We start from the raw sequence: 22,044 nt of genomic DNA, 5'->3' as shown, positions 1-22,044 counted from the left end.
AAAATAGCTGAATTCAATAGGAAATTCAGGTTCTTTCCCTAAAGTTAATAAAAAAGCTTTATTGTTTGATCTTAGAGGCTAGCAAATATATAGCAGCCATTCGAACGGCTACTCCATTTTGAACCTGATCCAGGATAATGGCATGATCTGAATCGGCCACGTCGCTCGTTATTTCTACCCCACGATTAATCGGTCCTGGATGCATAATGACGATTTCTTTACCCAGGCTGTCAAGCATCTTTTTGTTGAGACCAAACTGCTGGGTGTATTCCCTGGTGCTCGGAAAATAACTGATTTCCATTCGTTCATTTTGCACCCTTAACATATTAGCCACATCACACCATTCCAGAGCTTTACGCAAATTGGGTTCTACGGTTACCCCCAGGGATTCAATGTGTTTTGGGATTAGCGTTTTAGGACCACAAACCTTCACCTTGGCACCCTGCAATTTTAAAGCGAAAATATTGGATAAGGCTACCCGGCTATGGAGGATATCCCCAACAATTACCACCTTCTTTCCTTCTACCCCGCCCAGACGTTCTCTGATCGAATAAGAATCCAGTAAGGCCTGTGTGGGGTGCTCATGAGCACCATCCCCAGCGTTAATGATGCTGGCCTTTACATGTTTTGAAAGGAATATTCCTGCTCCAGGATTGGGATGACGCATTACCACCATATCAACCTTCATGGAAAGGATATTGTTAACAGTGTCGATCAGGGTTTCCCCTTTTTTTACCGAGGAAGAGGCCGCTGAAAAATTGATCACATCAGCACTTAGCCGTTTTTCTGCCAGTTCAAAAGAAAGCCTGGTTCGGGTCGAGTTTTCAAAGAAAAGATTGGCAATGGTGATGTCCCTTAATGAAGGAACCTTTTTAATAGGCCTGTTGATGACCTCTTTGAAGTGGTCGGCGGTTTTGAATATTAGCTTAATATCCTCCTTGTTAAGGTATTTTATACCCAATAAGTGGTTCACACTAAGTTCACTCATCTATTTCTTGCTTTTACTTACATTATTTCGAAATAAGATAAACCACATCTTCCCCTTCGTTTTCCTTCCAGTTCACCTTAACCTTTTCCTGGTTAATGGCATCGACCTGTCTTCCACTGTAATCCGGTTGGATAGGCAAATGCCGACTAAATCTACGATCAATTAGACTCAAAAGTTCTATCTCTTTGGGTCGGCCGAATGATTGTATAGCAGTTAATGCGGCTCTTGTACTTCGGCCAGTATACAAGACATCGTCTATAAAAATGACACGCTTATCTTCGACTACAAAATCTATCTTGGTTTTGTTGGCCTCCAGAGGCTTATCGCTTCTTCGGAAATCATCCCGGTAAAAAGTAATATCGAGCTGCCCTGATTTAAGGTCTTTCAACTTGTATTCCTTTTTAAGAATAGAAAGGATTCTGTCGGCCAGATAAACCCCTCGAGGTTGAATCCCAATGAGGACTGATTCCTTAAAATCGGTATGATTCTCTACTAATTGACAAGCCAGGCGATGCAAAATAATATCTATTTCTTTAGAAGTAAGCAATACTTTTTGGCTCATAGTTGGTCAATAAGAAAAGGTTGGTACACAAAAGTAATCTTTTTTCTTATTTTGATAGGTGAATTCCGTTCGATTCTTAGAGAAGAAATTATCAACCTTGCACGATTCTTACCGTTTAAAAAGCCTATGTTTTAATGATTATTACTTCACGGTGCTTTAGGAATCACTATTAGGAAAAATTTAATCGCAGCACAGAGAGATAGTGAAAAATTATTCTTATTTTCAACTATAAAAATTAGATATTATGAGTTACTATTTCAATACCACACTGAAAAACACCTCTTTTGAAGATGCTTTGGATAAAGTCACTGCAGCACTGAAAGAAGAAGGATTTGGGGTCCTTACAGAAATTGATGTAAAAGAGACCCTAAAAAAGAAAATCGATGTTGAATTCAAAAAATATAAGATTCTGGGAGCCTGTAATCCCCATTTTGCGCATAAGGCTTTAACCAAAGAAGATAAAATCGGAGTATTTCTACCCTGCAATGTGGTGGTAGAAGAGAACGACAATGGTGAGATCGAAGTATCTGCTGTAGATCCAATCGCTTCTATGCAGGCTGCAGAAAATGAAAGCCTATTGGGGATCGCCTCCGAAGTACAGGAAAAAATGAAAAAAATTATCGGGAATCTTAATTAATGAGATCAACCCTTGGCTTCAGTTTAACCTGAAGTCCTTTTCATCAGGGCTAATCTTTGTTAGTATTTGGAAGATATGAACTAACAGGGATTAGCCCTTGTTTTATTCCATGTTTTGGCGTAAATTATTGTCTGTTTTAGAATCAGTAATTATGACCAAGCGACACAACTATGATACCGCCAGTGAAGCCATTAATGACCTAATCCGCCGGGGTTACACCACAGACTTCACCCTCCTGACCGATAAGAACTGCATCATATGCAATCACTCCAGTATTGAACTCTCTCCAGATGAATTCGAAATCGATGAAATCTACCGTTTTGAAGGTCCTACCGATCCCGGAGATGAGATGATTGTTTTTGGAGTTTCTTCAGAAAAACACGAGGTCAAAGGAATCCTTGTGAATGCTTTTGGGGTCTATAGCGACAACAAGACCTCCGATATTACAAAAAAATTGCAGATGCATATCTAAAATGCAAGCCTCCAAATGGCCGAAAACCTCCATCATATTCAGGGATTAAATCCTGAACAAGTTGAAATTTCACGCACAGCCCACGGCCGAAACACTTTGGATTTTAAAAAGGAAACCCCGGTTTGGGATGCACTTAAAACGCTTATAGGCGAGCCAATGATTCTCCTGCTTTTTGCAGCAGCCTTGATTTATTTCCTTACTGGCAATCATGATGATGGTATTTTTCTCTCAGTAGCCATCGTTTTAGTGGCTGCAATTTCCTTATTTCAAGATGCCCGAAGCCGAAGTGCTCTAGAAAAACTTAAAGCCTTTACCCGGCCAACCTGCAAGGTAATTCGTGGCGGAAAAACCCAGGAAGTAAATATTGGAGAAATAGTTATCGGAGATCACATCATCGTGCAAGAAGGCAGCAGTATTCCCGCCGATGGTGAAATTATTCAGGCCAATGATTTCTCGGTAAATGAATCAATCCTGACAGGCGAAGCTTTTTCGGTTTCCAAATCAGCTGAAACCCAGGATAACAAAATTTTTATGGGAACTCAGGTAGAGACAGGCCTTGCCATTGCCCGGGTAATTGCCATAGGTAATAAAACTGAACTGGGAAAAATAGGTAAAAGCCTGGAAGCGCTTAGCCAGGAGAAAACGCCCCTGGAAATCCAGATCAATAATTTTGTAAAAAAAATGGTCCTTGCCGGGAGTGTGATTTTCCTCCTGGTATGGGTCATAAATTATATCAGAACCACAGATGTTCTTGAAAGTTTGCTAATGGCCCTGACTCTTGCCATGAGTATTCTCCCAGAAGAAATTCCGGTAGCCTTCACCACGTTTATGGCAATGGGTGCCTGGAGACTTATGAAAATGGGTATTGTGGTCAAACAAATGAAAACAGTCGAAACACTCGGTAGTGCTACGGTAATATGCACGGATAAGACTGGAACTATCACCCAGAATAAAATGAGCCTGGCCAAAGTTTATACTTCCGGAGAGGGCATCTCAGAGTCCCCGGATAAGGCTTCTTCCTCTGAGATAATGGACCTTGTGGAGACTGCAATGTGGGCAAGCGAACCTATCCCCTTCGATGCGATGGAAGTGGCCATACATCAGGCTTATCAAAAGCATATTAGTCCTGATTGTAGAGGTGAATTTAAAATGTACCATGAATATCCTCTGGAGGGAAAACCGCCGATGATGACTCATATTTTTCAGAATAAAAAAGGGGACAGGATTATCGCCGCAAAAGGCGCACCGGAAGCAATTCTGGAGGTCTCCCTGTTGGAGTCAGAGCAGAAGGAAGAGATCACCAAAGCCATGGACCAGCTGGCCAGGGATGGTTATCGTCTCCTGGGGGTGGCCAGGACAAGCTTCCAGGGTGACCAATTCCCTGAGCGACAGCAGGATTTCAAATTCAGATTTAAGGGACTCGTCGGTTTTTATGATCCTCCAAAAGCTAATATCGGCAAGGTTTTTCAGGATTTTTATACCGCGGGAATTAAGGTGAAAATCGTTACCGGAGACAATCCCGAAACAACCGCTGCGGTTGCTCAACAGGTTGGATTTAACGGGCATAAAAAGGTTATCACCGGCGAAGAATTGATGCAATTAAATGAGGCTGAACTTATGAGAGGTTTGGATGACTACGAAATATTTGCAAGGATGTTCCCGGAGGCAAAAATGCGAATCATAGAGGGTTTTAAAGCAAAGGGTGAGATTGTGGCTATGACTGGTGATGGAGTTAATGACGGACCAGCTCTTAAGGCTTCTCATATCGGAATTGCCATGGGAAAAAAAGGTAGTGAAATCGCAAAAAAAGCAGCCTCGCTTATTCTTCAGGAAGATGATCTTTCGAAAATGGTGCAAGCCGTGGAAATGGGAAGAAAGATTTATACCAATCTCAAAAAAGCCATACAGTATATCATATCGATTCATATTCCGATAATCCTCACCGTTTTTATACCCTTAGCCCTGGCCTGGAAATATCCCGCGATATTCTCGCCGGTTCACATTATATTTCTGGAATTAATCATGGGCCCCACCTGCTCTATCATTTATGAAAATGAACCCCCGGAGAAGAACAGCATGCAAAAAAAACCAAGGCCTTTTACCACGACTTTCTTCAAGGCAAAAGAACTTACGGTAAGTATAATCCAGGGGTTGCTAATTACCCTTGGCTGTCTTTTTATTTACCAGTATGCCCTTGCAAATGGATTCAATGAAAACATCACCCGAACAATGGTTTTTAGCAGCCTGATCTCCGCCAATATTTTTCTTACCCTGGTAAACCGGTCTTTCTACTATTCAGCCTGGGAAAGCCTTCAGAACAGGAATATCCTGGTCCCTCTTATCATCGGGATCAGCATTGCAATTACCGGAACCATCATTTATATACCATTCTTTTCACAATTCTTTGATTTTGAAAAACTGAATTTTGAACAATTAGCTTTGAGTATCCTTACTGGTTTTATTGCAGTGATTTGGTTTGAAGCCGTGAAATATTATCGGCGCAAAAAGCCTGTTCTTGCTTAGCTGATATCACATTTCCCATATTTTACCATTAATTTAACCGGATTTCATCCTGAATTTTATTTCTTTAAGTTATAAAAGCAAGGGATGGAAAATAAAATTCTCGGTTTACATCATATCACCGCCATTGCCGGGGACCCCCAAAAGAATTATGACTTCTACACCGAGGTGCTTGGTCTTCGCATGGTTAAAAAGACAGTGAATTTCGATGATCCTCAAACCTATCACTTTTATTTTGGTGATAAAAAAGGATCCCCTGGTACCATTCTTACATTTTTTCCGTGGCCCAGGGCCAAAAAAGGAAAAAATGGCGTGGGAATGGCTACCGAAATCGGATATGCTGTTGCAGAAGGAAGTTTGGAGTTCTGGCAAAAACGCTTTGAAGATTATAACGTTCACCACGAAGATCCCTACCATGAATTCGGAGAGAAGGTGCTTCCTTTCCAAGATCCCGATGGGCTAAGATTAAAATTGATTATCCCCAGTACTCCAGATCTCCGACAAGGTTGGCATACTAATAATATTAGCCAGGATGTGGCTTTTAAAGGATTTCACAGTGCTAGCCTGCTCCTTAACCACCAGGGGCCAACCGCATCAATACTTACCGATATCTTTGGTTATGAATATATAGGAAAAGAAGGAAATCGTTACCGGTATCAAACGCCATCGGTTAAAAATGCCTCAATCATAGACTTGTTGGAGGATCCCGCTGCCGGACCAGGGGTTAATGCGGCAGGTACCAACCACCACATTGCCTTTAGGGTTAAAGATGAGGAATCCCAGCAATACTTCAGAAACAGGATTGTGGAAGCGGGTCTTCATATCACCGGCAAAATAGATCGGGATTATTTCTATTCTCTTTATTTCAGAGAACCAGGCGGAGTGCTTTTTGAAATTGCCACGGATAATCCTGGTTTTACCCGGGATGAAAGCCTGGAAGAACTGGGAAGCAGTTTGAAGCTGCCAAAAAAATATGAATCCTCCCGGGAGCGAATCGAAGGTTTACTCCCGAAATTAAGACAATAATATGCATAAAAAAGAATTGCACACGGCCGGAAAAGCACTTAATGAGGCTAAAAAAGTACTTATACTCTTACACGGGCGTGGTGCCACTGCAAAAGATATTTTAAACCTGGAATCCCATTTGGCTTTAGAGAATTTTGCCCTGATCGCTCCCCAGGCACGGAATAATACCTGGTACCCCTACTCTTTTCTGGCTCCGGTAGATGAAAATGAGCCCTGGCTTTCTTCTGCCCTGGACCTTCTCAAAGATATCATTGAAGAGCTGAAGGAAAAAGGATTTGATTCCAGGGATATCTATCTCCTTGGGTTTTCCCAAGGCGCCTGCCTCTGTTTGGAATTTGCGGCTAGAAATGCCAGGAGATATGGCGGGATAACAGCCTTTACCGGTGGTCTTATTGGGGAAACCCTTGATCCTGAAAATTACTCCGGAGATTTTGAGGCTACCCCTGTATTTATTGGCACCGGAGACCCGGATTCTCATGTTCCGGTAGGACGGGTTAAAAGAACAGCAGAGATCTTAAATAATATGAATGCCGATGTCAGTGTAAAAATCTATGAAAACCGGCCGCATACGATCTCAGAAAATGAATTGAAGCTGGCCAGGGATTTAATCTTTAACCAGGTCTGAACCTCATAGCAGGAAGTTCATGATCATTAGCTAGCGTTAGTGTATTTATCGTAAGTTATTATTGTAACAAATGTAACTGTGAGCGCTTTACAAAGGCCTTATTTTTGCGGCTGAAAAAGAACATGCAGTTACTAAACAATAACAAACTTATTATAGCCGGATTAGGTGTTGGGGCACTTGCCGGGTTTATCTATTACAGTACCATTGGCTGTGAAAGTGGAGGATGTGCAATTTCATCCGATCCTTTGAATGCCTCTTTATATGGTGCTTTTATGGGTGCCTTATTGTTTAGCAGTTTTAAGAAAAAACCGAAAAAGAAAAACAATATGGATTTTACTCAAATGATTAAAGATGGAGCAACGGTGATCGATGTACGTACAAGACCGGAATTTGCAGGTGGGCATGTTGCCGATTCCCTGAATATACCGCTTCAGGAATTAAATAAGCATATGGACCAGATAAAAGCGCAGAAACAACCACTTATTCTGTGTTGCAGAACTGGAAACCGTAGCGGTATTGCTACGCAAATGCTTTCTCAGATGGGCATTGAATGCTATAACGGTGGCGCCTGGGAAGAAGTGAATTATCATCAGGCTCAGGCACAAGCCGCTGAAACTGAAAAATAATCGGGAAGAACCGGTTTGGTTCTTCTTATAAAACTATATATAAATGGAACCACAAGCACACTATTATAACCTGGACCTTGAATGGACGGAAACCCGAAAAGGGAAAATTTCCTCTCCTCAGTTAAACGAGGAGATTGAAATAGCTACACCCCCCGAATTTCCCGGAGGGATTGAAGGCATCTGGTCCCCGGAACATCTTTTCACTGCTTCTGTGGTAAGTTGTTTTATGACCTCCTTCACAGCAGTTGCTGAATATTCCAAACTGGAATTTGAAAGTTTTAAATGTCCATCTGTTGGAAAAATGGAACGCATCGATAAGAAGTTTATTATGAGTGAGGTTGTCCTTAAACCTGAATTGGTTATCAAAAATGCCAAAGATGAAGAAAAGGCAATGAAGTTGCTGCATAAGGCAGAAGAAATTTGCCTGATTACAAGATCGATTAAAACCGAAGTAAAAATGGAAGCTAAGGTCCGGATAACTGAAACCGTTTAGTAACCAGCTTCCAGTTATTCCCAAGCGAGCCGAAAATTATTTTTCGGCTTTTTTTATTTCTTTCCTAATTCTTCCATGTGCTATCAATTTAAGTTTTATTTTTCCTTAAAACATACAGGATGTATAGCCCGGAAACAATTAAAATCAAACCCATTCAAAAAGAGGACTATTCCGCAGTAAAGCATATATATCAGGCAGGGATAAAAACCGGAATAGCAACCTTTGAAACCCGCGCCCCAGACTGGAATACCTGGAATAAAAAATTCCGGGAGGATTCCCGAATCCTTGCATTATATAAAGAGGAGATAATTGGTTGGGTGGCGTTGTCCCCAGTATCTACCCGGCCGGTGTACGCAGGAGTATGTGAAGTAAGTCTGTATGTCCATCCTGATCATGGAGGTCGAGGAATAGGTAGGCTTTTACTCCGATCGATTATCACACGAAGTGAAAAGAATCATATCTGGACCTTACAGGCGGGAATATTCCCTGAGAACAAGGCTAGTATAGCATTGCACAGATCCGAGGGTTTTCGCCAGGTGGGTTACCGGGAGAAGATAGGAAAAAAGGATGGCCTCTGGCACGACAATATTTTACTGGAAAGAAGAAGTCCTGTGGTCATGTAATAAATTGCACCTCTCTAAATGAAGGGGAATAAAAAAAGCCTCTTTAGCATGCGCTAAAGAGGCTCATATGTATGATAACATCAGGGTTTTATTTCCCTTCCATCTTATCTTTTAAAGCCTGAAGATCGGCATTAACATCACCAATAGTGGTTTTGTCTTTTGTTTGTGAAGCTGCTTTCTTAGCGGCTTGCTTAACAATTTGCTGTTCTTCTTCTTTGTGAATAGCCATATGTGAAGCTACTACTCTCTTGAACTCCTTATTGAATTCAATGATCTGGAATTCTGCAGATTCCCCTTTGGTGAGTTTGTTACCGTCTTCTTTTTCAAGATGTCTGGTTGGTACAAAGGCAGTGATATCTTCGTTGAATTCTATAGTAGCACCTTTATCTACGATCTCTGCGATCTCTGCAGTGTGTTTAGTACCCACAGCGAATTCAGTTTCGTATTTATCCCAAGGGTTGGCTTCAACCTGCTTGTGACCAAGGCTTAGCTTACGACCTTCAACATCTAATTCCAGCACCACAACTTCAAGTTCATCACCTACATTGGTAAATTCTGATGGATGCTTGATTTTCTTGGTCCAAGATAGATCAGAGATATAGATCAATCCGTCGATTCCTTCTTCTAATTCTACGAACACACCAAAGTTGGTGAAGTTACGTACAATTCCTTTGTGTTTAGAACCTACAGGATATTTAGAAGTAATATCGGTCCATGGGTCTGGAGTTAATTGCTTAATTCCAAGAGACATTTTACGATCTTCACGATCTAAAGTCAAAATTTGAGCTTCAACCTCATCGCCAACATTTACGAAATCCTGTGCTGAACGCAGGTGCGTACTCCAGGACATTTCAGAAACGTGGATAAGTCCTTCAACACCATCGGCAACTTCGATAAAGGCACCGTAATCTGCGATGACTACCACTTTACCTTTTACCTTGTCTCCAACCTTCAGGTTTTCGTCAAGGGCTTCCCATGGGTGTTTGCTTAATTGCTTAAGACCAAGTTGGATTCTGGTTTTAGCCTCATCAAAATCAAGAATTACCACATTTAGTTTCTGATCCAGTTCAACGATCTCATTTGGATGGTTGATACGAGACCAGCTAAGGTCGGTAATGTGAACAAGTCCGTCAACGCCTCCAAGGTCAACAAATACTCCATAAGAAGTGATGTTTTTAACCGTACCCTCAAGTACCTGACCTTTTTCAAGCTGACCGATGATTTCCTTCTTCTGTTCTTCGATATCGGCTTCGATAAGGGCCTTGTGAGAAACCACAACGTTTTTGAATTCATGATTGATCTTCACCACTTTGAATTCCATTGTCTTTCCTACATAAGCATCGTAATCACGGATTGGCTTTACGTCTATCTGAGATCCTGGCAAGAATGCCTCAATTCCAAATACATCGACGATCATACCACCTTTGGTTCTGCATTTTACAAAACCATTTACGATTAGTCCTTCGTCGTGAGCTTTATTGACACGATCCCAAGCCTTGATAACACGGGCCTTACGGTGAGAAAGGACCAATTGGCCGGTAGAATCTTCACGAACATCGATCAATACCTCTACTTCATCCCCTACTTTAAGGTCTGGGTTGTAACGAAATTCGTTCAGAGAGATCACACCTTCACTCTTTGCATTGATGTCAATAATAGCATCACGGTCCGTAAGATTAATTACTTTCCCGGTTACCACTTCGTCATCTAAGGTGTCAACGAAATTTTCTGAAACTAATTTCTCAAATTCTTCCAGCTTCTTATCATCAATAGGGTCAATGCCCTCTTCATAATTATGCCAGTTAAACTCTTCTAAGAATTTTTCAGGGTTTTCCTGCTGTTCGGTAATGGTAGGTTGCGAAGAATTATCCATTCCTGCTACTTCCTGAACTTCAGGAGTGTCCTGAATTTCTTGTTTTTTGTTTTCTTCAGCCATTGCTGATTAATTAATTTGTATCCTGTGCTTTCCCGGAAAAATTAGCAAATGAAACACAGAAGTGTTTATAATTATGATTTTATCCCCTTTTTGATTTTCCGGATCTTTGCCAAAAAGGAGTGCAAAAATACCACTTATTTTTTAATTCTCAAAGCTTTAGCCAACTGCTTCGATTTTATCTTTGGCCAGGTGGAGTACTTTTTCATACTGCTGTTCCAAAATGAGAAGGGAATTATCAATCTCTATAGCGTCATCTGCTTTCAATAGTGGAGAGTCAGCCCGGGTAGTGTCCATATAATCACGTTCTTTTACATTGGATAGCACCTGCTCGAAGGTAATATCATCCCCTCTTTCTTTCAGCTCTTTATAGCGCCGCTCCGCACGTCTTTCCGTAGAGGCGGTCATAAAGAGTTTTAAATCGGCATCCGGAAAGACAACCGTACCGATATCACGGCCATCCATAACCACGCCTTTATCCTTACCCATTTCCTGTTGAAGCTTCACCAGTTTTTGCCGAACCTGGGGAATTGCTGCCACCTTACTTACCTGCTGGGAGACTTCCAGAAGACGTATTTCCTTTTCTACATTTTCATCATTGAGATAAATTTCTCCATAGCCCAGGGCCTTGTCAAAAATGAACTTCACATTAATAAATGGCAGATGCCTTATGATTGATTCTTCATCAAAATTAGTATCGCTAACAAATAGTTTTCGCATCGCATAAAGGGTCACCGCACGATACATCGCTCCGCTGTCTACATAAATATATCCTAACTCCTTTGCCAGTTGCTTGGCCACAGTACTTTTCCCGGTAGAGGAAAACCCATCTATGGCAATAGTGATCTTTTTACTCATCAATTTTTCTTTAAATGCAGGGAACAAATTTAATTAAATAAGAAGGTTTTACCGGATAAGGCTTATAAAAAACCCCCAAATAGTATCTAACTTTTTGGGGGCCGTTCACCTGTAAGGTGTTAGTCCTTATAGTTTCTTGGCATTTTTCACCTTCTGTTTAGTAATGGCGATGTCAATGACCTCACTCATTTCATTGACGTAATGGAAGGTCAGGCCTTTGAGGTATTCTTCTTTTATTTCCTTTACATCGCGCTCATTCTCCTTACAAAGAATAATTTCCTTGATCTTGGCTCTTTTGGCAGCGAGGATCTTTTCTTTAAGACCTCCCACCGGAAGCACTTTCCCCCTAAGGGTGATCTCACCGGTCATCGCTATGCTTTTCTTAACCTTGCGTTGGGTAAACAAGGATACCAGGGAGGTCAGCATGGTAATACCTGCACTGGGACCATCCTTTGGAGTCGCTCCTTCCGGCACGTGGATGTGCACGTTATATTTTTCAAAAACGCCGGGGTCAAGTCCAAGCTCATCGGCATTGGCCTTGATGTATTCCATCGCAATGGTGGCCGATTCCTTCATGACCTTCCCAAGGTTACCTGTAATATTAAGGTTTCCTTTCCCCTTGGATAAAATAGCTTCAATAAAGAGGATGTCCCCGCCTACCTGGGTCCAGGCAAGACCGGTTACCACTCCGGCTATTTCATTGTTTTCATATTTATCGCGCTCGAGTTTAGGACTGCCAAGTACTTCAATAATATCGCCGTTGGTGACCTTGATATTATAGTCTTCTTCCATAGCGATATTCTTGGCGGCGTGGCGCACCATTTTGGCTATTTGCTTTTCCAGGCCACGTACTCCGGATTCCCGGGTATAGCCTTCCACAATCTTCTCCAACTGAGGCTTGGCAATTTTAAGCTGTTCCTTGGTCATGCCGTGTTCCTTGAGCTGTTTCGGCAGTAAATGCTGGCGTGCAATCTCCACTTTTTCTTCAATAGTGTAGCCGGTGACATTGATGATCTCCATCCGGTCTCTCAGGGCCGGTTGGATCGTACCCAGGTTATTGGCCGTGGCGATAAACATCACCTTCGAAAGATCAAAGCCCATTTCCAGGAAGTTATCATGGAATTCGCTGTTTTGTTCAGGATCAAGTACTTCCAGCAAGGCCGAAGACGGGTCTCCGGCATTCCCGATGCTGAGTTTATCTATCTCATCCAGTACAAAAACCGGATTGCTTGTCCCCGCTTTCTTCAAACTCTGAATGATCCTTCCGGGCATTGCTCCTATATAAGTCTTCCGGTGTCCCCTGATCTCGGCCTCATCTCTAAGCCCGCCCAGAGAAATCCTGACATATTCCCTGCCCAGGGCCTCTGCTACAGATTTCCCAAGGGAGGTTTTACCAACTCCCGGAGGTCCGTAAAGGCAAAGAATAGGTGATTTCATATCATTCCTAAGCTTCAGAACAGCCAGGTATTCGATGATCCTGCGCTTTACATCCTCTAATCCGTAATGATCCCTATCCAGGATCTTTCTGGCTCTTTTCAGGTCGAATTTATCCTTACTGAATTCATTCCAGGGAAGGTCTAAAAACAGGTCAAGGTAGTTGCGTTGAATGGAATATTCGGCTACCTGCGGATTCATTCGCTGCATTTTGGAAAGTTCCTTTTCAAAATGCTTTTGTATGGATTCTCCCCATTTCTTCTTCCGGGCACGCTGGCGCATTTCCTCTATCTCATCCTCGTGAGAAACTCCACCGAGTTCCTCCTGAATGGTCTTCATTTGTTGGTGAAGAAAATATTCCCGCTGTTGCTGGCTCATATCGCTTTGAACCCTGGACTGGATATCGTTTTTAAGCTCCAGTTTCTGAAACTCCACATTCATAAATCTGAGGGTGGCCAGTGCCCGCTCCCTAAGATCATTGGTTTCCAGTAGTTTTTGTTTGTCTTCAACAGAAAGGTTCATATTGGAAGACACAAAATTGATCAAAAATGAAGCACTTTCTATATTTTTAATGGCAAAGGAAGCTTCACTGGGAATATTAGGGCTCCCCTTTATGATTTGCAGGGCCAGTTCTTTTATAGAATCTATAATCGCAGAAAACTCCTCATTATCAGTAGCTGGCCTGGCTTCCGGAACTTCCGTGATCGTAGCGGTAAGATAAGGGTCTTCACTTACCACCTTATCGATTTTAAAGCGTTTTTTTCCCTGGATAATTACGGTGGTATTTCCATCAGGCATTTTCAGTACACGAAGAATTCGTGCGACTACTCCTATCCTGTTAATATCCTTGGCGGTGGGATTCTCCACTTCCTCGTCCTTTTGAGAGACCACCCCGATAATTTTACTGTCATTATTAGCCTGGTTGATCAGCTTTATAGAAGCATCTCTTCCGGCGGTGATAGGAATCACCACCCCAGGGAATAATACCGTATTTCGTAAGGGTAATATTGGTAAAGATTCGGGTAGATTTTCTTTATTGATTTCCTCTTCATCTTCAGGCGTCATCAGTGGAATAAGATCAGCATCCTGATCAATATCCTGCAATGACAAACTGTCAAAATTGGTGATTTTAGTTTTCGCCATAATTTATTTTAAGTCAAACTGTCACAAACAGTCTTGGTTTTTAATCTGTTTCTTTTTCTTTTGGCCTCAAGCTCACTGGCTTAGACCATGATATTGGCAATCTTCATTATCTTTAGACAATTCTTGTGCCATCTTAAATAGAAAGTTTTTTCTTCAAAAGTGTAACAAACAAGTTTATAAGCCATCTTTATAATAAACAAGATACTTTTTGACACCGACCATCACCCATATTAATGATCTTGTTGCGCGTTGCCGAAAAGGCGATCAGCGGGCACAAATGGAGATTTACGATCGCTATTATAAAGCGATGTATAATACCAGCCTTCGGATTGTAAAAGACAGCGCAGAAGCCGAAGATCTGATGCAGGAAGCTTTTTTAAAGGCTTTCACCAAGATCGACAGTTTTAAAGGAACCGCGAGTTTTGGAGCCTGGCTTAAAAAGATCGTAGTGAATCTGAGTATCAATTCGTTCAATAAGAAATCGAAATATACCGAGTTCAGCTATAACGATGAACTTAAAAATGAACCCGATCAGGACCAGGGAATAGACCTGGAGGAAAACCCAGCTGATCAGAAGGTAAAAAAGATCATGCGGGCATTAAATGCACTGAAAGAAAATTACCGCATCGCATTAAGCCTGCATCTTATCGAAGGATATGATTAAGATGAAATCTGTGAAATACTGAACATCTCCTACGCCAACTGCAGAACCACTATTTCACGGGCAAAGGAAAGTTTACGAAAAAAATTGCAAAAAGATGAAAACTGATAAAATAAGCGAACTATTCGAAGACCTGGATTTCGATCAGGCCCTTCCCAGGGCTGGGCATAAAGAGCGCTTCCTGGAAAAACTGGAAGACTCCGTCAAAGAACAAAAACGCCAGCAACCCAGGACAAGGAGCCTCTGGGGCCCATTAATGGGCATAGCGGCAAGTCTTGCCCTGGCTCTCTTTCTCTATGGAAATATTCATATCAATACCAACAGTAAAAAGCAGGGAGACCTGGCAAGTGTGTCCACGGAAATGAAAGAAACCCAGGATTTTTATACCTCGGTCATTGAGAAGGAATTAAAAAATATTGAGGCAGAAAAAACCCCGGAAACAAAGGCTTTGATTAACGATGCCCTTTCCCAGATGGAGAAGCTGGAAACAGAATATTCAAAACTCAAAAAAGACCTGGTAAACAGCGGCCAGGATAACCGGGTTATCTATGCAATGATCAATAATTTCCAGCAAAGAATAGAGCTATTAAAGAACGTTTTAAACCAAATTGAACATATTAAATCCCTAAAATCCCAAAGTCATGAAAGCACTATTATATAAAATACTCCTTGCAGTAGTCCTCATACCCGGCCTTACTTTCTGCAACAATGACCTTAGTGGAAAACACACCAAGGAAAAGAAGATATCCAGGGAGTTCAGCGTAGCGGCCAATTCGAACCTCCAGGTAGACAACAGCTATGGAAATGTCGATATCTCCACCTGGGACCAAAACAGAGTGGTCATTGAGGTCTTTATCAAGACCAATGGGAATGACCCTGAAAAGGTTCAGGAAAAACTCGATGAAATAGAAGTGGAATTCAACCAGAACGCTTCGGGGGTTAGCGCCAAGACCGATATCTCACGCAATACGGGCTCCTCCTGGTGGAGCAAGCTTTTCTCCGGCTCCAGCAATGTGAATATGGAGATCAATTACGTGATAAAAGCCCCGGAAACCAATAATATGGAACTTAACAATGATTACGGAGGCATATATATCGACCGGCTGCTGGGGAACTCGAGGATATCCTGTGATTACGGGAAAATAGACATTCTCGAACTCAGAGGGGATTCCAATTACCTTAATTTTGACTATACCAGAAACAGCAGGTTTGGTTACATAAAAAATGCGGAGATCAATGCTGATTACAGTGAGTTTGAAATCGAGGAAGCCCAAAGGCTTAAGATCAATGCGGATTATACGACCTCCAAAATAAATAAAGTAAGTAATCTGGAGTTCAGTGCAGATTATGGGAGCATTACGGTGGAAAAGGTAAAGAGAATAATCGGCGACGGAGATTACCTGAGCACCAAAATAGGCCGGGTATTTACCGCTGCAGATCTTAAGGTGGATTACGGCAACCTCAGTATAACCAAAATGGTCACAGGAGCCAAAAGCATTAAAATCAACAGCGATTATGCCGGTATAAAAATCGGTTATGATGCCAACCAGCCCTTTAATTTTAATATAGAGGCCAGTTATGGCAATATTCAGGGGCTGGATGATCTTCAGGTGCAAAAACGCCACGAAGAGAATACCAGCAAAAGCCTTCAGGGATATCATCTGGAAAATAATTCCGGTAACCAGGTAAGCATTAATTCCAGCTATGCCAATGTACACTTTAGCAAAAAATAATAATTCATCAATCAAAATTTAAAAATCATGAAACAAGCAATCTTAATTTTAGCAAGCCTTTTATTTAGTTTTAATTCAGCCCAGGCGCAATTTTGGAAAAATGAAACCATAAAAGGCAATGGGGACAGCAGCACAGAGCATCGAAGTACCGCCGATTATGATCAGGTTTACCTGCTTGGATCCATGGATGTGGAACTGGTAGCTGGAAAAGAAGGAGACATCAAAGTGGAAGCAGAGAGCAACCTGATGGAATATATCATTACAGAGGTTAAAGATGGGACACTTCGGATAAAGCCGGCAGATAAGATCAACCTGCAACCCTCGCAAAATAAATCCATAAAAATTACCGTGGCCTTCAGCGATCTTAATGAGGTCAAGCTCACAGGTTCCGGTGATCTATGGAACTCCTCGCCCATCAGGGCTAGTTCCTTTAAAACCAGTCTCACTGGTTCTGGAAACCTCAATCTTAATCTCGATGTCGATAACCTGGAGAGCCAGATTACCGGGTCCGGAGACACGATGTTAAGTGGAAAAAGCAACGTATTTCGGTGCAAAGTAACCGGTTCCGGCGATTTTCAGGCTTTTGATCTCAAGGCCGAAGATGTCCAGGCCCGGGTAATGGGAAGTGGTGATATCGAGGTCTTTGCTTCAGCCTCTCTTGAAGCCAAGGTAATGGGTTCTGGAGATATCCATTACAAAGGAAGTCCCGATAAACAGGATTTCAAAGCTATGGGATCCGGGGCTATCTCTTCGAAATAGCCTAAGGCCTATTGCTATGAAAAGGAAAGGATAAACCCTGCGCTAAGGCGCGGGGTTTGTTTTTGGTACCCGCATCAAAAGAAACACCCCCGCTATAAAAAAAACCACCAGAAATAAGATCGAATCCCTTATGCTCCCGGTAATTTGTGCGACCATTCCGTAGAGGAACATCCCTATGACGATCCCGATTTTTTCTGATACATCGTAGAAGCTGAAATAGCTGGCGGTATCCGCAGTGTCGCTGGGAAGGAATTTGGAATAGGTCGAGCGCGATAAAGATTGAATTCCACCCATGACCAGTCCCACTGCTGCGGCAGCCACATAGAACTGCTGGGGACTTACAATAAAGTAGGCATAGCCACAAATGCTGATCCAGATCAGATTGATGAAAATAAGGGTTTTGATATTCCCGATTTTAAGGGCAAGGCGTGCAGTAAGCATGGCTCCGGCAATGGCCACCAGCTGGATGAGCAATATACTGATGATCAATCCGCTTGTAGGGTCCTGATCCCCCCAATCCAGTTCCTCAATACCAAAATAAGTAGCGATAAGCATAATCGTTTGAACGGCCATGCTATATACAAAGAAAGCCACCAGATACCGCTTGAGCATCGGGTTGTGCCCGACGGCCTTCCAGATCCCTTTTAATTCCCTGAAACCATTGAACAGGATATTTTTGGGAATCCCTGTGCGCCTGTTCCCTTTTGGTAAATAATAATAAGAATACTGACTAAAACCGATCCACCAAAGTCCAGTAAGGATAAAGGAGATCCGCGTCGGAAAGTCCTTATCCTCGAAACCAAACCAGGAATATTTTAGAATTAAGACAAGACAGATCACCAGTAATAACACACTGCCGATGTACCCCAGGGAAAAGCCTTTAGCACTAGCCTTATCTTGCTGATCTTTAAAGGCAATATCGGGTAAATACGAATTATAAAAAACCAGGCTTCCCCAGAATCCAATCAGGGCCAGGAAGTAGCATAATAGCCCAAACCAGAGATATTCCAAATCGAACCAGAACAAGCCGATACACGAGAGGGCTCCCAGGTAATTAAAGAATTTCATAAAGTTCTTTTTATTACCTACATAATCGGCAATCCCGGATAATAATGGACTCAGGAAAGAAACCACCAGAAACGCCATGGCCGTGACATAACTTATAAGACTATCGTTATTGAAATCAAAGCCCAAAAAGTGAATCGTATCATCCAGTTTATTTCCCTGATCATCCCTGACAATAGTAAGGGCACCATAAAAGATGGGGAAGATGGCCGAAGATATCACCAGGCTATACACCGAATTTGCCCAATCATAAAAAGCCCAGGCGTGAAGGAGTTTCTTATGCCCTTTGGGTAGTTTTTTCATCGGGATAAAAATAGAAAAAGCTGCCGGAATCCAGCAGCTTTATTAAAAATTTAATCGGTATTCCTCCCTATTCGAAGGTGGAAACTCCATATTTTTTGGCCTCCGCTTTAGCCTGGGGAGCCCATTTTCTAAGATTGTTTATTCTTGTCTGATTAGAAGGGTGAGTACTTAAAAACTCAGGTGGAGCCTGACCATCACTTTGGGCTGCCATTCGCTGCCATAATCTCGAGGCTTCTTCAGGGTCATAACCTGCGATAGCCATTAAGGTCAAACCAATCCTGTCGGCTTCTGTCTCGTGTTTTCTGCTAAAAGGCAGCATGATTCCCACGGTGGTACCCAGTCCATAGGCCTGGGCGAAAATTTGCTGGGTTTCCTGGCTCCTGCCGCTAACAGCTATACTTCCTGCCACTGCTCCGAGTTGTTGTAATTGTGCTGCACTCATACGCTGAGCCCCGTGATCGGCAAGGGCGTGAGCGATCTCGTGGGCCATTACCACAGCCACTCCGGTTTCGGTTTCTGCCACAGGAAGAATTCCGGTGTAAAAAACTATTTTACCCCCTGGCATAGCAAAGGCGTTTACCGCATCATCCTTAACAAGGTTATATTCCCATCGAAAGTCTTCCAGGAATCCCTGGTAACCATTGGCATTTAAATATCTTTCGGCGGCAGTTTCTATTTTATTACCTACTCTTTTAATCATATTGGCTTCTTTAGTACCGGTCACCACTTCGTTTTCAGAAAGAAACTGATCGTACTGCTCAAATGAAGCCGGAAAGAGCTGGTCATTAGATACAAAATTCAAATTCTTTTCCCCTGTAAAAGGATTCGTCTGACAGCCTACAAATAATATAGCTGCACTTACCCATATCAATGTTCTTTTAAGTATCATAATATTTGGTTTTGTTTACCTAAAATTACAAAAGCCAGAAAATCCCTGTCCTTGCTTTAAGCATCATTTAACAAAATAACTTAATTCAAAAACAATACCAGTTCATCATATCCCAGTGTTTATAAGGGGTAATGAAACTAAAAATCCTTAACTTGCAGCCTTTCATTCCCAATAACCATGACCAAATCAAAAAAAGATCAGCTGTCGGTGCAGCAACTTCTAATTCCCAGTTATATCCGTTTTATCGCCAGATTACTGAAAAACACCTCTCCCTTCCTGGCAAGTCGTTTTGCCGCAAAGTTATTCCTTACCCCGTTTAGATATAAACTTCCACAAAGAGAAAAGAAGATGGACCGTAATTCGGTGCAAACCCGGATGAAGGTACCCGCCTTCGGAAAGGAAATCGTGGTTTACCATTATGGAGACTCCCCGGATAAGATCTTGCTGGTACACGGATGGAGCGGGCGCGGCACACAACTCTCTCAGATCGCGGAAGCCCTGGTACAGGCCGGGTACAGCACCATAAGTTTTGATGCTCCCGGTCACGGAAAAGCTCCGGGAAAGTCCAGCATCATGACCCAGTTCATAGAAAGCATTCATTTTCTGGATAAAGAATTCGGGCCCTTTGATGCAGCCATTGGACATTCTCTTGGAGGAATGGCTTCTCTAAGGGCGGTAAAAGAGGGCATTCAACTCAAAAAACTCATTATTATCGGTACAGCCGACTCTGTGACCCACATCACCCGGGAATTCAATGAAAACCTTGGAATGAATAAAGCAATTGCCGATAAGATGAAAGCTTATTTCGATGAGAAATTCGGGGAAGACATGGATAATTATTCCGGTGCCGTTTCTGCCAGGGCGGTCAAAACTCCTACCCTGGTCATTCATGATCAACAGGATGTGGATGTGGATGTGAGCTGTGCCTATGAGATTGATCGCGCCCTGGAAAACAGTGAATTAATGATTACCCAGGGCCAGGGACACCGCCGGATTCTGGGAGACAAAAAGGTAATTAACAAAATCACAACGTTCCTCACAGCCTAATCTTTGTACCTTTAAAATAAAAACCTATGAGAAAATTGCTGGTTTTTATCATCCCGGTGCTCTTATGGAGCTGTAATGGCAATGCGCAGAAAAAGGAAAAAGACCCTCAGCAGTATGAGGTAAACAAAACCGATGCCCAATGGAAAGCTGAACTTTCTAAAGGAGAATATCGCATCCTAAGAAAAGGAGAAACAGAACGGGCCTTTACAAGTCCCCTTAACGATATTGAACAGCCCGGAACCTTTGTCTGTGCCGGGTGCCAGAACCCGCTCTACAAAACAAAACACAAATTTGACAGCGGTACAGGTTGGCCGAGTTTTGATCGCGCTATTAAAGGGGCGGTATCTTACGGGAGAATGACTGCCACCGGGTATGAGGATAACGAAGTGCATTGCGCCCGATGCGGAGGACATCTTGGGCACGTCTTTGGAGACGGCCCCAGAAATACAACGGGAAAAAGACACTGCATAAACGGCCTTGCCATGGAATTTATCCCGGAAAAATAATAAAAAAGGTGCAGGTAGGGTTGTGCCGCTTTGGGGCTGACCGGAAGAACATAAAACAGATGAACATGAAAAAATATGCGATAGAGAAAACAGAGGAGCAATGGAAAAAAGAACTCGGGGAAGAGCAATACCGCGTTCTCAGAGAGAAAGGCACCGAGGCTCCTCATACCGGAAAATACAATATGCACTTTGAGGACGGCTCTTATTACTGTGCCGGCTGTCACAGCAAACTCTTCGATAGTCAAGCGAAATTCGAGAGTGGTTGCGGGTGGCCCAGTTTCGATAGCGCCATAGACGGCATGATCGAGTATCGGCAGGACAAGAGCCTGGGAATGATCCGTACCGAGATCTTATGCGCCAACTGCGGAAGCCACCTTGGCCACATTTTTGATGATGGACCTACTCAGACAGGTCAGCGGTATTGTGTGAATTCCGCCAGCCTTGAATTTAAAAAGTAAATCTAAACACCTATGAGGCCCTAAGGGGCAATTGTCTAATTAAAACTTATCAAAATGAAAAAATTATTATCAGCATTATTTATCACCGCATTGTTATTTACCTCCTGTGAAGGTGACCAGGGCCCTCCGGGACCTCCTGGAGCCGATGGTGAACCCGGGGTGAATGTGGTGGGCCAAACCCTGGAATATGAAGATGTGGATTTCGACTATTTTGGGGATGTGAACTACCATTCCACTATTATCAGTCTGCCGGAGGACGTAGAGGTTCTTACTTCAGATGCTATCCTGGTTTATCGACTGGAGGTAATTGAGGACAATGGAGATGTTTACGAGACCTGGAGTTTGATCCCACAGAACTTTTTCCTTGACCAGGGAACCATACAGTATGTGTACAACCATACCGATGTGGATGTGGAACTGATCATAGATGGAAATTTTGACCTGAGCAATCTCGATGCGGGCTTTACCCAGGACCAGGTGTTCAGGTTTGTGATCGTACCATCAGATTTCGCGGAAACCACCGGCATTGATGTGGCGAATTTCAATGCGGTGATCAACGCCCTGGATCTCCAGGAGCAGGATGTGGAGAAAATACAGATGTAGTTTTCAAATCTTTAGATAACCAAAGGCTTACCGGGAAGGGTAAGCCTTTATTTTTTGGTATTTCTAAAGCAACAGAGCCC

Annotated in this window: 22 protein-coding genes and 1 pseudogene; 16 read left to right on the top strand and 7 right to left on the bottom strand. The window is 42.6% G+C overall.

The features are described 5' to 3' along the window. Window positions 1–58: 58 nt before the first annotated feature. Together ACW6NC_RS14950 and pyrR are read right to left on the bottom strand one after the other, a co-directional pair. Window positions 59–988 (bottom strand): aspartate carbamoyltransferase catalytic subunit, encoded by a 930-nt coding sequence (locus ACW6NC_RS14950; protein WP_457867240.1) that lies wholly within the window; start codon window positions 986–988, stop codon window positions 59–61. A gap of 22 nt (window positions 989–1,010) precedes the next feature. Then, entirely contained in the window at window positions 1,011–1,550 is a 540-nt protein-coding gene (pyrR, locus tag ACW6NC_RS14945) for a bifunctional pyr operon transcriptional regulator/uracil phosphoribosyltransferase PyrR (protein ID WP_457867238.1), read from the bottom strand. A gap of 244 nt (window positions 1,551–1,794) precedes the next feature. Here pyrR and ACW6NC_RS14940 point away from each other — a divergent pair, with 244 nt between their 5' ends. The 8 genes from ACW6NC_RS14940 to ACW6NC_RS14905 all read left to right on the top strand — a co-directional run bounded on the left by ACW6NC_RS14940 (window position 1,795) and on the right by ACW6NC_RS14905 (window position 8,572). Further along, window positions 1,795–2,187 carry a DUF302 domain-containing protein gene (locus ACW6NC_RS14940; RefSeq protein ID WP_457867236.1) on the top strand — a complete coding sequence of 131 codons (393 nt, stop codon included), beginning with the start codon at window positions 1,795–1,797 and terminating at the stop codon, window positions 2,185–2,187. 151 nt (window positions 2,188–2,338) lie between these two features. Continuing rightward, on the top strand, window positions 2,339–2,659 hold the full coding sequence (locus ACW6NC_RS14935) for a phosphoribosylpyrophosphate synthetase (protein WP_457867234.1): 321 nt from the start codon (window positions 2,339–2,341) through the stop codon (window positions 2,657–2,659). A gap of 15 nt (window positions 2,660–2,674) precedes the next feature. Next, entirely contained in the window at window positions 2,675–5,182 is a 2,508-nt protein-coding gene (locus ACW6NC_RS14930) for a cation-translocating P-type ATPase (protein ID WP_457867232.1), read from the top strand. 84 nt (window positions 5,183–5,266) lie between these two features. Beyond that, on the top strand, window positions 5,267–6,205 hold the full coding sequence (locus tag ACW6NC_RS14925; RefSeq protein WP_457867231.1) for a ring-cleaving dioxygenase: 939 nt from the start codon (window positions 5,267–5,269) through the stop codon (window positions 6,203–6,205). Window position 6,206: 1 nt separating this feature from the next. After that, a complete protein-coding gene (locus ACW6NC_RS14920; RefSeq protein WP_457867229.1) occupies window positions 6,207–6,830 on the top strand; it encodes an alpha/beta hydrolase in 624 nt (207 codons plus the stop codon). A gap of 122 nt (window positions 6,831–6,952) precedes the next feature. Beyond that, entirely contained in the window at window positions 6,953–7,456 is a 504-nt protein-coding gene (locus ACW6NC_RS14915) for a rhodanese-like domain-containing protein (RefSeq protein WP_457867227.1), read from the top strand. Between the two features lie 43 nt (window positions 7,457–7,499). Further along, window positions 7,500–7,949, top strand: coding sequence for an OsmC family protein (locus ACW6NC_RS14910; RefSeq protein ID WP_457867225.1), 450 nt, complete (start codon window positions 7,500–7,502; stop codon window positions 7,947–7,949). 119 nt (window positions 7,950–8,068) lie between these two features. Next, window positions 8,069–8,572 carry an N-acetyltransferase family protein gene (locus ACW6NC_RS14905; protein ID WP_457867224.1) on the top strand — a complete coding sequence of 168 codons (504 nt, stop codon included), beginning with the start codon at window positions 8,069–8,071 and terminating at the stop codon, window positions 8,570–8,572. An 88-nt stretch (window positions 8,573–8,660) separates the two neighbouring features. Here ACW6NC_RS14905 and rpsA read toward each other — a convergent pair whose 3' ends face one another. The 3 genes from rpsA to lon form a co-directional block, all read right to left on the bottom strand. Then, window positions 8,661–10,508, bottom strand: coding sequence for a 30S ribosomal protein S1 (rpsA, locus tag ACW6NC_RS14900; RefSeq protein WP_457867222.1), 1,848 nt, complete (start codon window positions 10,506–10,508; stop codon window positions 8,661–8,663). Between the two features lie 156 nt (window positions 10,509–10,664). Beyond that, window positions 10,665–11,363 carry a (d)CMP kinase gene (cmk, locus tag ACW6NC_RS14895; RefSeq protein ID WP_457867220.1) on the bottom strand — a complete coding sequence of 233 codons (699 nt, stop codon included), beginning with the start codon at window positions 11,361–11,363 and terminating at the stop codon, window positions 10,665–10,667. A 126-nt stretch (window positions 11,364–11,489) separates the two neighbouring features. After that, window positions 11,490–13,940 carry an endopeptidase La gene (gene lon / locus ACW6NC_RS14890; RefSeq protein WP_457867219.1) on the bottom strand — a complete coding sequence of 817 codons (2,451 nt, stop codon included), beginning with the start codon at window positions 13,938–13,940 and terminating at the stop codon, window positions 11,490–11,492. A gap of 208 nt (window positions 13,941–14,148) precedes the next feature. On the opposite strand from lon, the pseudogene ACW6NC_RS14885 reads away from it, so the two are divergent. The 4 genes and pseudogenes from ACW6NC_RS14885 to ACW6NC_RS14870 all read left to right on the top strand — a co-directional run bounded on the left by ACW6NC_RS14885 (window position 14,149) and on the right by ACW6NC_RS14870 (window position 17,093). Then, window positions 14,149–14,709, top strand: a pseudogene (locus ACW6NC_RS14885) (RNA polymerase sigma factor). Then, complete coding sequence (locus ACW6NC_RS14880; RefSeq protein ID WP_457867217.1) at window positions 14,699–15,262, top strand: DUF4179 domain-containing protein; 564 nt, start codon at window positions 14,699–14,701, stop codon at window positions 15,260–15,262. The pseudogene ACW6NC_RS14885 and the gene ACW6NC_RS14880 overlap by 11 nt, the downstream one beginning before the upstream one ends. Further along, entirely contained in the window at window positions 15,243–16,334 is a 1,092-nt protein-coding gene (locus ACW6NC_RS14875) for a hypothetical protein (protein WP_457867216.1), read from the top strand. The genes ACW6NC_RS14880 and ACW6NC_RS14875 overlap by 20 nt, the downstream gene beginning before the upstream one ends. Before the next feature lie 27 nt (window positions 16,335–16,361). Next, on the top strand, window positions 16,362–17,093 hold the full coding sequence (locus ACW6NC_RS14870) for a head GIN domain-containing protein (RefSeq protein WP_457867214.1): 732 nt from the start codon (window positions 16,362–16,364) through the stop codon (window positions 17,091–17,093). Window positions 17,094–17,135: 42 nt separating this feature from the next. Here the strand turns inward: ACW6NC_RS14870 and ACW6NC_RS14865 are convergent, their stop codons facing one another. After that, on the bottom strand, window positions 17,136–18,461 hold the full coding sequence (locus ACW6NC_RS14865; RefSeq protein WP_457867213.1) for an MFS transporter: 1,326 nt from the start codon (window positions 18,459–18,461) through the stop codon (window positions 17,136–17,138). Window positions 18,462–18,528: 67 nt separating this feature from the next. After that, window positions 18,529–19,350, bottom strand: a complete 822-nt coding sequence (locus ACW6NC_RS14860; protein ID WP_457867211.1) for a M48 family metallopeptidase — start codon at window positions 19,348–19,350, stop codon at window positions 18,529–18,531. 177 nt (window positions 19,351–19,527) lie between these two features. On the opposite strand from ACW6NC_RS14860, the gene ACW6NC_RS14855 reads away from it, so the two are divergent. The 4 genes from ACW6NC_RS14855 (at window position 19,528) to ACW6NC_RS14840 (ending at window position 21,964) form a co-directional block, all read left to right on the top strand. Continuing rightward, a complete protein-coding gene (locus ACW6NC_RS14855; RefSeq protein WP_457867209.1) occupies window positions 19,528–20,397 on the top strand; it encodes an alpha/beta fold hydrolase in 870 nt (289 codons plus the stop codon). 26 nt (window positions 20,398–20,423) lie between these two features. Continuing rightward, complete coding sequence (gene msrB, locus ACW6NC_RS14850; protein WP_457867208.1) at window positions 20,424–20,903, top strand: peptide-methionine (R)-S-oxide reductase MsrB; 480 nt, start codon at window positions 20,424–20,426, stop codon at window positions 20,901–20,903. A gap of 65 nt (window positions 20,904–20,968) precedes the next feature. Beyond that, on the top strand, window positions 20,969–21,361 hold the full coding sequence (gene msrB, locus ACW6NC_RS14845) for a peptide-methionine (R)-S-oxide reductase MsrB (RefSeq protein ID WP_457867206.1): 393 nt from the start codon (window positions 20,969–20,971) through the stop codon (window positions 21,359–21,361). Between the two features lie 54 nt (window positions 21,362–21,415). Continuing rightward, window positions 21,416–21,964, top strand: coding sequence for a collagen-like protein (locus tag ACW6NC_RS14840; protein ID WP_457867204.1), 549 nt, complete (start codon window positions 21,416–21,418; stop codon window positions 21,962–21,964). Window positions 21,965–22,044 lie beyond the last annotated feature (80 nt).

The organism is Salegentibacter profundi (assembly GCF_054121475.1).
This window is presented reverse-complemented; position numbering and strand designations above follow the sequence as displayed.